The following is a 12,576-nucleotide window of genomic DNA, read 5'->3' as shown; positions in this document are numbered from 1 at the left end:
GCTTCTTCTTGTCTTGTATTCGCGGTCGGGCTCGAATGCCCTCGGAGCGCGAATTATATCGCTGCGCGGCGACAAGATCCGTCAACATGCGTTTTGGCGATCGCGCGACTCGATCGCGGGCACCGGTTCGCGATGGAGTGGGTGCGATGAACACCGCAACAGGCTGCTCATCGCGCGTTCGACGCCGCTCGTTCGCCACCTTCGTCACCGAACGCCAGCGGCATCTCGCGTCTCACGTCGATATCAACCCGCGATACCTGCCAGTCGGCCGCGAATGATCTCCGTCGCCTCGTTCACGATGCGCTCGACGAGTTCCTTCACGGTCGGAATATCGCGGATCAACCCGACGACCAGGCCGCACGACCAGGCGCCCGCATCGAGCGCACCCTCCTTCATGATGCGCGGATACACGCCGGCGACCTCTTCGACGATATCGTCGAACCGGATGCTGGCCCCGAGCCTGCTTTCCTTTTCGAGGATGCGGTCGACCGCGGCATTGCGCAGCACGCGCTCGGTATTGCGCAGCGGGCGCATGACCAGCCGCGTGTCCAGTTCGGTGGCCGCGACCAGCGCCTGCTTTACATTCTCGTGCACCGGTGCCTCGCGGGTGGCGATGAAGCGCGTCCCCATGTTGATGCCGTCCGCGCCCAGCGAAAGTGCGGCAACCAGCGACCGGCCATCCGCCATGCCGCCGGAGGCCACGAACGGGATCTTGAGCTCGTCGGCCGCGCGCGGCAGCAGGATGAAGTTCGGAATGTCGTCCTCGCCCGGATGGCCGCCGCATTCGAATCCGTCGACGCTGACCGCATCGCAGCCAATGGATTCGGCCTTGAGCGCATGACGAACCGACGTGCACTTGTGGATCACCTTGACATGCGCGTCCTTGAGCGCGGCCAGGTAGGGCTGCGGGTTGTTGCCGGCCGTTTCGACGATCTTGACCCCGCCTTCGACGATGGCCCGGATATAGCCGGGATAGTCAGGGGACGTGACCGTCGGCAGGAACGTGAGGTTCACGCCGAACGGCTTGTCGGTCATCTCGCGGCAACGCCGGATTTCGGCGGCGAGATCCGCCGGCGATCGCTGGGTCAGGCCGGTAATGATGCCGAGGCCGCCGGCATTGGAGACGGCTGCCGCCAGCTCCGCGTACCCGACGTGGTGCATGCCGCCCTGGATGATCGGATAGTCGATGCCGAAGAGTTCGGTGATCCTGGTTTTCATGATGTTTTCGGTTCAGGTTGAGACGAAAGCGCCTTCGCAAGCCGGAAACGCGACTGGCCCCCGGTGGACCTGGACAGTTTCCTCGCAGTTCGGATTGCCGTACATTGGCTAAACTGACACATTGAGTGCGATATCCGACACGCCATGCCCCGCGCCGCCATCCTTGCGTATGACGATTGCTACGCCTCCAGCCTGGGCGGGTTCGCCGACATCCTCCAGATTGCGAACTCGCATTTGCGGCGACAGCGGGGCGATGGACATACGCAGTTCGAATGGCGGTTCGTTTCTCCGACGGGGAAGCCCGTCATGGCGAGCAACGGGCTACAACTGAACACGGAGCCGATCCGGCCGCAAGAGCAGTTCGACCTGGTTTTCATTCCCAGCGCGCACTATGCGAGCGGCAAGGCGTTCGACCAGTTGCTGGCACGACAGTCTGCCGCATGCGACTGGCTGGTTTCGCAATGGAACGCGGGGGCCTACCTTGCGGCAAACTGCACCGGCACGTTCGTGCTGGCCAACACCGGCCTCCTGGACGGACGGCCTGCGACGACCACGTGGTGGCTGGCCGACCAGTTTCGCCGGCGGTTTCCCCGTGTCGACCTTCAACTGGAACCCGTCGTCACCGAGGCGGATCGACTGATCTGTGCCGGTGCGTCAGCGTCCTACCTGCTGCAGACCATCCATGTCATCGAGCGGTTCTCCGGGGCGGTGATCGCCGCGCAGTGCGCCAAGACGATGCTGATCGACGTGAGCCAGACCAGGCAATCGCCGTACCTCCCGTTGCTGACGGACAAGACGCACGCCGACTCGCTGGTTCACCGCGCACAGCATTGGCTGCAGAAGAACATGGCGAAGGACGTGAAGATGTCGGCGATGGCGCATGACCTCGGCGTGAGCGAGCGCACGATCATCCGCCGATTCCAGGCCGCGCTGAATCAGCCGCCCTTGCGGTATTTGCAGAGCCTGCGCATCGAAGCCGCGCGCGGTTTGCTGGAGACCGGCGATCTCAGCCTCGAGCGGATCACGGCCCAGGTGGGATACAGCGATACGAGCTCATTTTGCCGGCTGTTCAAGGAGAAGGTCGGCCTCAGCCCGGGGGCGTATCGCGATCGCTTTCGACCCGCTGCGGAATCACAACAATGACCGATCGGCGGATTGCGGATGACAGTCCACCGGTCAGCATCCGCTCGCCATCGCCTCCCTTCCCCCACCCACGCGATTCGTTTGTAGAATCGGCGTGTTCGCCCTTCATGACACGGTAAAAGGCATGATCGTCAGCCGCCGCCCCGGCGGCGCCCTGCGGCCTTTCATCGACTCGGTCTGGGCGTCGGACCCGCCGCCTCCGATCCGGAATGAACTTTGCCGCGGGCTAGGCCGACCAGCCGCATTTCAACCGCGAGTTTCGCGCGTTCACGGGGCTGTCGCCGGAAGAGTGCCGGCAACGCGCGAACGCGAACGGCTTTCACGTTCCGCTCTGACCCGATGCCGGGCGAGGCGGTAAATTTTGTTCAACACCGGGCCCGCGAGGCCCGACAGGATCGAGCGACACCCACCCCATCACCCGGAGAGCACCATGGCGATTCACGAAGTCTTTCCCTATTTGCGCGCCAAGCACGCAGACGACGCTATCGCGTTCTATGCGAAGGCGTTCGGCGCGCAGGAGAAATTCCGCCTCGTCGAGCCGTCGGGACGCATCGGCCACGCGGAATTGCAGCTCGGGCCATGCACGCTGATGATCTCGGACGAGTTCCCCGAATACGATATCCTTGCCCTCGACCCGGATGGCAAAGCGCCGATGTCGCTTCACCTGCATGTCGACGACGCCGACGCGACGATCGCCGCCGCAATCGCGGCCGGCGCGCAACTGACACGCGCGATCCAGGACCAGTTCTACGGCGAGCGCTCCGGCAAGATTCGCGACCCGTTCGGTTACGAATGGCTGATCGGGCATACGATCGAAGCGGTCGAACCTGATGAAATGCAGCGGCGTTATACGGCACTACTGTCCGGCGACCAGCAGAAAACCTGAACGGCGCACCGCGCGCGCCGGTCGATCACTCCGACATTCGCGATGCACTATCACCCCGACGACATCCACCGGCTCTACCGGAGCGTGCCGACGCTGCTGCTGAACCGTCCCGCGCCGGCCGAACAATTCCTGGCCGCCGCCGTCGAGACCGGCGCCGAACTCGGGCATGTGCTGCGCGACTACCCGCAGGTCCGCTACCAGCCGCTCGACTTCCACTACCTGTGCCAGCAAAGCCTGTCCGTGCTGGACGACGCGCTGCTGGCCGATCTCACGTGCGACATGCTCCTTGGATGGCGCGGCGCGCAATGGGCCGCGCTGTTGATCGCGTTATCGGGCGACGCGCGCCATCTGCCGCACCTCGACGAAGTCAAGGGCCACCGCGGCGTCGAGTGGACGGCCGAGCTTGCCGAAGCCGCGTCGGGCCCCGATGCACGATCGTCGGCATTCCGTGGCTGCCGGTCGATCGTGCGCCTGCGCGATCAGCTTGCCGCGTTGCCGCGCGTCGCGGTTCGGTTGCGGCCCTGGCTCTCGCCGGAAGCGCTCGAAGCCCGGGCGATCGCCGTCCGCGCCGCGTATCGCAGCGGTGGCGTCGAAGCCGCGCTGCCGGTTGCTCGCCGTTAGACTGCTCGCCGTCGATCGCTCGACCGACGATCACGCGATGGCCGCCTGAATCCCCCGACGTCCCCCTCGAACGCATCGCCAACCCGGCGCTTTCGTTCCACCGCACCGCACGTCCTCGTCTTCCGTCCCGCCGCGATTCCGAGCGATTTCGCAGAGGACCTTTCCTGTGCAACGCCTTAATCGACCGCCGCACGATCTCCAATAATGCCCGCTCGATCCGCCGGCCACCGGGCCGGGAAAACGATAAAAACTCCTATGCATTCCTACAAAATGAACAAGCACGCCAGCACGCGACTCGCGGGGACCGCCATTGCCGCCAGCCTGACCGCCTTCGCGCCGGGCGGCGCGCACGCACAGAGCAGCGTGACGCTGTACGGCCTGATCGATACGTCGATCACCTACGCGACGAACCAGCGCACGCACGGCGCCGGCTCGCCGGGCAGCGGCACCGTCGCGATGACGAGCGGTGCGCTGAACGCGTCGCGCTGGGGGCTGCGCGGCCGCGAGGATCTCGGCGGCGGGACGGCGGCGGTCTTCACGCTCGAGAACGGCTTCTCGGGCACCACCGGCGCGCTGTCGCAGAAAGGCGTCGACATGTTCGGCCGCCAGGCCTGGATCGGCCTGAGTTCGAAGACGGCCGGCACGCTCACGTTCGGCCGCCAGTACGACCTGATCCTCGATTTCGTGACGCCGCTCGGCGCATCCGGCCCCGGCTGGGGCGGCAACCTGGCAGTTCATCCGTACGACAACGACGATTCGAACCGCAACCTTCGCATCAATCACGCGGTGAAGTACACGAGCCCGACGTACCGGGGGCTGACGTTCGGCGCGATGTACGGGTTCTCGAACACGGCCGGCCAGTTCGCCAACAACGCGGCGTGGAGCGCGGGGGTGTCGTATGCGAACGGGCCGGTGAAGCTCGGCGCGGGCTACCTGAAGATCAGCCGCGACCGCAATGCGCCGAACCCGAATGGCGCGCTCAGCACGGTCGACGGCTCGGCGACGATCACGGGTGGCAACCAGCAGATCTGGGCCGCGGCCGGCCGTTATGCGTTCGGGCCGCATTCGGTCGGCGCCGCGTGGTCGCATTCGACCACCGATGGCGTGACGGGTGTCCTCCAGGGCGGCGGCATCGCACCGCTGAAGGGTGAATCGCTGGTGTTCGACAACTTCACGGTCGACGGGCACTTCTTCGTCACGCGTGCGTTGAGCCTCTCGGCCGCGTACACGTACACGATGGGCCGCTTCGACACGCGCACCGGCCAGACGCGCCCGAAATGGAACCAGGTCGTCGCGCAAGCGGACTATGCGCTGTCGAAGCGCACCGATGCGTATCTCGAAGGCGTCTACCAGAGCGTGAGCGGCGGCAACGGCAATCCTGCATTCAACGCGACCGTCTGGACGCTGACGCCGTCGGCGAACAGCAACCAGGTCGTCGTCGCACTGGGGCTGCGGCACAAGTTCTGACGACGCGGTGCGGCGCGGTGCGGTGCAACGCCGCTACGCCGACCGCGTAAGGCATGCGTTCCGGCACTGCCCGATCGTCACGCCCCTGAGCCGAAAAGGCCGCGCCCGTGCGCGGCCTTTTCGCTGTGGCATCGCCCCGCACGAAGGCAAGAATGCCGCCCGGTCTGTCGCGTCGGCGCAAAAAAATGCGGAGAAACTGGTCACGCTGTGACATTTTTCCTAATCTGTTTGCAGCGACGCCGAGATTTGGCGTTCCGGTCGCGACACTCTTTCATATGGCGCACCACCGGCTTACGAACACGATTCACGTCGTGGGTGCCGGACCTTTCGCGCTGTCGAGGCCGGATACGGACGTGCCGATCGCACGCCCCACGCGTTCAACGCAGTCAACCGCAGGAGACGAACGATGAGCAAAACGAACCGAATTGCGGTCCTGGCAACCGTCGTACTGCTGGCCGGTTGCCACCACGCGGCCAAGACGCCCGAGAATGCCGGCATGGCGCCGACGCCCTCGAGCGAAGCCGTCGCAACGGTGACGGCCGACGAGCTCAATAATCCGAACAGCCCGCTCGCGAAGCGCAGCATCTACTTCGATTTCGACCAGTACTCCGTCAAGCCCGAATACCAGTCGCTGCTGCAGGCGCATGCCGACTACCTGCGCAGCCATCCGGCGCGGCACGTGCTGATCCAGGGCAACACCGACGAACGCGGCACGTCCGAATACAACCTCGCGCTCGGCCAACGCCGGTCGCAGGCCGTGATGAGCGGGCTCGAAACGCTCGGCGTGCCGGCCACGCAACTCGAGGCCGTCAGCCTCGGCAAGGAAAAGCCGGTCGCGCTCGGCCACGACGAGGATTCCTGGGCACAGAACCGCCGCGCCGATCTCGTCTATCGTTGATCGCGGGCCGCCGCGACGGCGGCTTCGGCTTCAGGACCAGCATGGCAGCCCGCAGGCCGCAGAAGCGGCCGAGCGGCGCCCCCGCTGCAGGCGCGCGATCGACGAGCACCCGATCGCGCACCGCTTCACGTTCAACGCCGGCGTTCGAGCCGTCGATGCAGCCAATACGACATCACGGCCGACGTCACGATCGCATCGAGCGTGGCGATCGCGTTGATGTCGCCGAATTTGTCGGATTTGATCAGGACCATCTCGAGTTCGACGAAGCCGATCATCGCGCCGGCGCCGACGATCATCCCCAGCAGCACGAACCAGCGCCGCCGGATCCGCGTGCCGATTGCACCCATGATGCCGCCCGTCACGGTCGCCGGCAGGAAATAGCCGAACAGGAACGATGCGAAGAAGATCAGCAGCACCATGCCGGCGCTGACTTTCAGCACCTCCCATGACGGGCCGTCGATCAACGACCACGCGATCAGCATCACGGCCGGCCAGGCGAGCGACGCGACCAGCGGACCGCCGACGGCAAATGACACGCAGCCGAGCACGACGGAATGGGACGGACGCGACGTCGGACGTTCAACGGTGGCACTCATGTTTTTGTAGTCGGAATCGGAATGGCGGCGTGCCGCAGTGTACCAAGGCACCGCGCGACGGCTCCGATCCGGCCCCTTCGCGTTCGACGATCCACAAAAAGCATGGAATAAACGGCCATCCCGAAACGTTTCGTGTTTCGTCAGCGCGCAGACGTGCGGTTCACGCGAACCGGCCTTTCCCGCGGCCTGCGCGTGGCAAGGAGGCGGACATGAAATCGGCAACGTTGGCCGCGGCGCTGATCGCCGCGCTGGTGCTCGTCCTGTCGGCGGGATGCATGTCGTCGGGGAGTGGCCCTGCGCAGGGACCGGGCATGAGCCGGTATGGCGGTGGCGGCGCGGGAGGCAGCGGAGGGGGTGGCGGAGGTGGCGGCGGCTACTGAAGAACCGCCGCAAGAAATCGGGCGACGCGTCGCGCGCGAGCACCGGAAACCGGCTGAATCGCGCGCGACGCCCTGCCCGGCGGCACGACTTAACGCATGGCCTTCACGTCGGCCGGCGTGACGCTCGCGGGCTGGCCGCCCCACGTCGCACGCAGGTAGTTCGCGAGCTGCGCGAGTTCGTCGTCGCTCAGCGTGTGCGCGAAACCCGGCATCGGCTGCAGGTTCTCGAACCCGGCAAACTTCTGCTCGCCGATGCCATCGAGCATCGCGACCAGCAGGTTGCGCGAATCGCCCTGGCGCACCGTCGAATTGCCGTTCATCGGCACCGCCACGTGCGGCTTGCCTTCGCCGTTGAAGCCGTGACAGCCCGCGCAGACCGCCAGATACACCGAGCGGCCGGCGGCGAGTTGCGCGGCGTCGGCCGACACCGGCTTCACCGGTTGCGGCGCGGGCGGCGTATCGCCCAGCAGGTACACGGACAGCGCGCGCAGGTCGTCCTTCGCCATGTACTGCGTGCTCAGGTGCACGACCGGGTACATCTCGCCGAATGCCGAACCTTGCGGTGCGATGCCGACGCCGAAGAACGTCTGCAGGTCGGCCCCCGTCCAGCCGCGCGCGGCCAGGCCGGCCGGCGTGATGTCGGGCGCCGCCACGCGGCCGAGCGCCGCGCCCGCGAACGGCTTCGCGCTGTCGAGCTGGCCCGTGAACGCGCGCGGCGTATGGCATTCCGCGCAGTGGCCGAGCGCGCCCGCCAGATAGCGGCCGCGCTGCCAGTCGGCGGACTGGCCGGTCGATGCATCGGGCAGGCTGTCCTTCAGGAACACCATGTCCCAGAAGACCATCCCGAAACGCAGGTTGTACGGGAACTTCAGCTCGTGTTCGCGGTTTTCCTGCGCGACCGGCTTGACCGACTTCAGGTACGCGTACATCGCGTCGGAATCGGCGCGCGTGAGCTGCCGGTACGACGTATACGGCATCGACGGATACAGGCGCTTGCCCGGCGCCTTGCCGTCATGCAGCGCGGCGTAGAAGTCGTCCGCGCTCCAGCTGCCGATCCCGTGATCCTTGTCGGGCGTGATGTTCGAGCCGTAGAACGTGCCGAACGGCGATTCGAGCGGCGCGCCGCCGGCGAACGGTGCGCCGTCCTTGGCGGTGTGGCACGCCGCGCAGTCGGCGGCCTTGACGAGATAGCGGCCGCGCGCGACCTGGTCGGCGCCGGGCGCGCCGGAAGCAGCGTTCGAGGCCGGTGCGTCATGGCCGCCGCACGCAGCGAGCAGCAGCGCGCAGGCCGCGGCGAGCGCGGGCAGGCCCGCAGCCCGCGCGACACGGTGAGCGTAGGTGCGTTTCATGCGGCGTCCTTCACGAGTCCCGGCGTCGTCAGCACCACGTCCTTGACGGCTTCGTAGTAGCGGACATAGCCCGTGCAGCGGCAGATGTGCGCGTCGAGCGATTCGGTGATCGTGCGTTCGACGTCGGCCTTCGCGATCGGCTCGCGCTTCAGGCGTTCGATCAGCACGGTCGCCGCGTTGACGAAACCCGGCGTGCAGTAGCCGCACTGGAAGCTGAAGTGCTCGAGGAACTTCTGCTGGATCGGCGACAGCTCGACCACTTCGCCGGCTTCGTTGCGCTTCGCGTGGCCTTCGATCGTGCGGATCGAGCGGCCGTGGAAGAAGTGCGCGCCGGTAATGCAGGTGCGCATTTCCTCGCTCGTGCCGTCCGGCTTGTCGACGATCACGACGCACGCGTGGCAGATCCCCTGCCCGCACCCGAGGCGCGAACCGGTGAGGCCCGCGTACTCGTGCAGGAACTCGATCATCATCAGCCCTTCCGGCACCTGCATCGGGCCGACGGACTTGCCGTTGATGTTGATCGACAGCGGCTTCGACTGGAACCGGACGAGCGGACGCTCGACGGCGGCCGGTGCAGATGCCGCAGCCGGCACTGCCGGGGCCGAGGCCGGTGCGGCCGAAGCCGCGCTCGGCGCGGAAGCGCCGGTCGCAGCGGCGCTGGCGCTCGCGGCCGAAGCCGCGGTTTGGGCGGTCGTCATGCGAGCACCTCCTGAATCTTTTGCGGGGTCACCGGCAGGTCGGTGAAACGATGGCCGATCGCGTGCGCGATGCCGTTCACGATCGCGCCGACGACGGGGATCATCACCACTTCGGCGACGCCCTTCGGCGGATCGGTCTCGGACAGCGGCGGCAGCACGTCGCCCGTCTGCGTCCACACGGCGACGTCGGACGCGCGCGGCAGCTGGTAACGGTTGAAGTTCCACGTGCCGTTGCCGGGGCCGTCTTCATACAGCGGCAGGTACTCGTGCAGCGCGTGGCCGATCCCCATCGCGAGACCGCCCTGCAGCTGGCCCGACACGAGCTGCGGCGAAATCTGGTTGCCGCATTCCATGACCGAGTGATGCGTGAGCAGCTCGACCTTGCCGGTCGCTTCGTGCACGGCCAGCTCGACGAGCGTGCCGACTGCCGTGTAGTACGTGACGGCCGCGTTGTTGCGGCTCGTCGGCGGGATGAACACGCGCTTGCGGTCCAGCACGCGATAGCCGTTCGCGGTCGGCGCCAGCGTGCCGCGCATCGCGGTCGCGCCGGCCGGCGCGGCGGTGCCGGGCACCGGGCCGTTGTCGCCCGTCTTCGGCGCGCCGACGCGCAGCGACAGCCCGTCGATCGGCAAGCGTTCGACCGTGCCGCCGACTTCGAACTCGGCGTCGGTCCACTGCCAGCGGTTGAACACGTGCACGACGGCGCCGGTCGGCAGGCCGAGCGCATAGGCCTGCTTCGCGAGCTGTTCGAAGCTCAACGGCTCGAGGCCGTCGGCGGTCAGCTTGCCGTCGACCCAGCGCGCGTCTTCGATGCGGATCGTATACGGCGCGGCCTGGCCGCCGCCGAGGCCGCGCGTCCAGATCGACATCGCCGCCGGCCACAGGCCGTAGCGGAACACCGCGCGCGCGGCTTCGCGCGTGCTGTGCGTGAAGTAGTACGCGGAGTTCGTCGCGCTCGACGGCGACGCATAGCTCGGCGACCAGCGCGGGTTCGCGCTCAGGCGATCCTGGTCGGCCTGCGACATGATGTACGGATCACCGCTGGTCTCGACCGGCAGGTCCGGCCATTCGGTCACGGCCACGCGCACTTCCGTCGCCGGGCGGCCCAGCCATTTCGCGACCGCGACGGCCTGCGACGTCGACATCCCGGTGCCGATCTCGGCCGCCGTGTGCTGCAGCGACACCTTGCCGTTCTCGTCGAACTCGACCTTCGCGAACGACGCTTCCGCGCCCGTGCCGAAGTCCTTCTGCACGCATGCGAAGCCGACGCCGTAGCGCTTGCCCGGGTTCGCCGCTTCGTATTCGGCCTTGCGCGCGACGCGACGCGTCCACAGCGGATGCTGCTTCGAGCGCTCGAGCACCTCGTCGACGCGCAGCGCGCCGGCGGGAATCGCACCCTGCGTGTTCTTCATCCCCGAACGCAGCGCGTTGCGCAGGCGGAACTCGATCGGGTCGATGTTCAGCTGCGCGGCGATCTCGTCGACCGCCATCTCGGTCGCGGCCATGCTCTGCAGCGTGCCGTAGCCGCGTGCGGAGCCGGCATCGATCGCGCGCGACGCGATCGCCACCGCGGCCAGGTCGCTCTTCGGGAAGTAGTAGATCGATTGCGCGGCCGTTGCGCCGACCATCGCGACCGACGGCGAGAAGTTCGAGCGCCCGCCGCCGTTCGCCTCGAAGTCGCCCTTGAACGACTGCAACAGGCCCGTGTTGCGGTCCACCGCGATCCGGTAATGCATCTTGAACGCGTGACGCTTCAGCGACGTCTGGAACTGCTCGTAGCGGTCGTTCGCGAAACGCACCGGGCGGCCGTCCGCGTACAGCGCGCAGACGAGGCCGTAGAACGGCACGTTGAAGTGATCCTTGGAGCCGTAGCCGACCGTGTAGCACGGATGCACGAACAGCTTCTTCACCGGCATGCGGCACTTCGCGACCATCTCGGCCGCGTGCTCCGCCACTTCCAGCGGCGACTGGGTCGGCACGACGAGGTGCAGCGACTGCGTCGCGGTGTCGTACCAGCAGTTTGCGTTGTCCGGTTCGAGCGCGGACGTGTCGACCGACTGCGTGTTGTACTCGCGGTCGAACACGAGCCAGTCGGCCGACGGATGGTCGAGCTCGCTGGCGATCTGCCCGGCCAGGAACATGCCCTGCTCGTCGAGCTTGCCGTGCTCCTTGCCGTCCGGCCACACCGGCAGGTGCTTGCGCATCATGCTCGGGAAGATCGGCGCGTCCTTCAGGCTCGAATAGACGTCGTCGTCGTAGGCCGTCTTGCCGCCCACCCGCACATAGCGGAAGGTGCCCCACGGGTCGCGCTCGAGCGGGCCCGTGACCGCGCCGTAGCGGATCACGTCGTCGCGGAACTTGAGCGCGTTCTTCGCGAAGCGGAAGCGCGCGAAGTCGTGGTAGATGAGGATCGCGACCGCATGGCCGAGATACGCGGGCGTCTTGCCGGCCGGCAGCAACATGTCGTCGCCGTAGAACGCCGGGAACGCGACGCCGTCGCGCGCGAGATCGTCGGCCGTGACCACGCGGTCCGGCTTCAGGTCGTCGCCGAGCAACGACAGGTCGAAGCCTTCGTAGGTGCGGTCGGCCTGCGTGACGCGCAGGATCAGCGCATGCGACTGCTGCTGCGGCCAGTGCGGCATGTCGGCTGCGCGCACGTCACGGGCGAACACTTTCGAGCCCGTGACCTTCGCGATGCCGTCGATGCGGAATTGGGGGATGCCGGTGACGCTATCCCATTTGACGGGGGTGAGGAGTTTTTCTTCGAAGAGCGCCGCGAATGCGCGGCTGCCCAGGGGCGCGACATACACTGCGACGCCCGCCAGCACGCTGGCTTTCAGAAAACCCCGCCGTGACAGGCCGTGGTTTTTCATTGGGGGGAACCTCCTGATGCGGCTCGGACGGCGATCGGGTGTCGCGACGTTCGGAGCGGCGCGCATTCTGGCATTGTTTTAGATATATCGCCTATAGTATTTCTCGCATGAAATACTTATCGAATTTCTTATAACGGTGTTCAGCCGGGCTGCGGCAGCCGGTCGCGGGTGGCGATCCGGCCGCGTCGCGTGATCGTTTGCCGCGGTTTCGATCGGATCGACCGCATCCGGCGGACCCGCGCCGCGTGCCAGGCGACCGGTCTCCCGTCGGTCGCCGAACCGCCTTCCGTTCGCAACGATGCTGCCGTGGCGCCGGCGAATGCGCAAGACTTTCGCGGGCGTGGTTTACGACTAGTGGCCGGCGCGGCGCCCGATGCGGCGCATGTTTCATGGTAATGTCGTGCGCATCCGGCCTGGCCGGGCTTCCGCCATGTGCCGTGCGGGCGC

At 66.8% G+C, this 12,576-nt stretch carries 10 protein-coding genes; 5 read left to right on the top strand and 5 right to left on the bottom strand.

Annotated elements, in window-relative coordinates; translation table 11 throughout:
- Positions 1–243: 243 nt before the first annotated feature.
- Positions 244–1,218 (bottom strand): NAD(P)H-dependent flavin oxidoreductase, encoded by a 975-nt coding sequence (locus ACN8ZM_RS34750; RefSeq protein WP_043186790.1) that lies wholly within the window; start codon positions 1,216–1,218, stop codon positions 244–246.
- 144 nt (positions 1,219–1,362) lie between these two features.
- Between ACN8ZM_RS34750 and ACN8ZM_RS34745 the strand changes: the two genes are divergently transcribed.
- The 5 genes from ACN8ZM_RS34745 (at position 1,363) to pal (ending at position 6,233) form a co-directional block, all read left to right on the top strand.
- Positions 1,363–2,361, top strand: coding sequence for a GlxA family transcriptional regulator (locus ACN8ZM_RS34745; protein WP_420213276.1), 999 nt, complete (start codon positions 1,363–1,365; stop codon positions 2,359–2,361).
- 430 nt (positions 2,362–2,791) lie between these two features.
- A complete protein-coding gene (locus tag ACN8ZM_RS34740) occupies positions 2,792–3,247 on the top strand; it encodes a VOC family protein (RefSeq protein ID WP_043186786.1) in 456 nt (151 codons plus the stop codon).
- 42 nt (positions 3,248–3,289) lie between these two features.
- Positions 3,290–3,868, top strand: a complete 579-nt coding sequence (locus ACN8ZM_RS34735; RefSeq protein WP_420213275.1) for a hypothetical protein — start codon at positions 3,290–3,292, stop codon at positions 3,866–3,868.
- A 255-nt stretch (positions 3,869–4,123) separates the two neighbouring features.
- Positions 4,124–5,335 (top strand): porin, encoded by a 1,212-nt coding sequence (locus ACN8ZM_RS34730; protein ID WP_420213274.1) that lies wholly within the window; start codon positions 4,124–4,126, stop codon positions 5,333–5,335.
- Positions 5,336–5,741: 406 nt separating this feature from the next.
- Positions 5,742–6,233, top strand: a complete 492-nt coding sequence (gene pal / locus ACN8ZM_RS34725; protein WP_043186780.1) for a peptidoglycan-associated lipoprotein Pal — start codon at positions 5,742–5,744, stop codon at positions 6,231–6,233.
- Between the two features lie 131 nt (positions 6,234–6,364).
- On the opposite strand, the gene ACN8ZM_RS34720 is transcribed toward pal, so the two are convergent.
- The 4 genes from ACN8ZM_RS34720 to ACN8ZM_RS34705 all read right to left on the bottom strand — a co-directional run bounded on the left by ACN8ZM_RS34720 (position 6,365) and on the right by ACN8ZM_RS34705 (position 12,129).
- Positions 6,365–6,829: a hypothetical protein gene (locus ACN8ZM_RS34720; protein ID WP_043186778.1), complete on the bottom strand. Its 465-nt coding sequence runs from the start codon at positions 6,827–6,829 to the stop codon at positions 6,365–6,367.
- Between the two features lie 469 nt (positions 6,830–7,298).
- Positions 7,299–8,558 (bottom strand): cytochrome c, encoded by a 1,260-nt coding sequence (locus ACN8ZM_RS34715; RefSeq protein ID WP_043186777.1) that lies wholly within the window; start codon positions 8,556–8,558, stop codon positions 7,299–7,301.
- A complete protein-coding gene (locus ACN8ZM_RS34710) occupies positions 8,555–9,256 on the bottom strand; it encodes a (2Fe-2S)-binding protein (RefSeq protein ID WP_089452929.1) in 702 nt (233 codons plus the stop codon). The genes ACN8ZM_RS34715 and ACN8ZM_RS34710 overlap by 4 nt, the downstream gene beginning before the upstream one ends.
- Positions 9,253–12,129 carry a xanthine dehydrogenase family protein molybdopterin-binding subunit gene (locus tag ACN8ZM_RS34705; RefSeq protein ID WP_089452928.1) on the bottom strand — a complete coding sequence of 959 codons (2,877 nt, stop codon included), beginning with the start codon at positions 12,127–12,129 and terminating at the stop codon, positions 9,253–9,255. The genes ACN8ZM_RS34710 and ACN8ZM_RS34705 overlap by 4 nt, the downstream gene beginning before the upstream one ends.
- Positions 12,130–12,576: the final 447 nt, after the last annotated feature.

Source organism: Burkholderia aenigmatica, assembly GCF_048627025.1.
Classification (GTDB): Bacteria; Pseudomonadota; Gammaproteobacteria; order Burkholderiales; family Burkholderiaceae; genus Burkholderia; species Burkholderia aenigmatica.
Note: the sequence above shows the minus strand (reverse complement) of the source record. Positions and strands in the feature narration are given on the sequence as shown.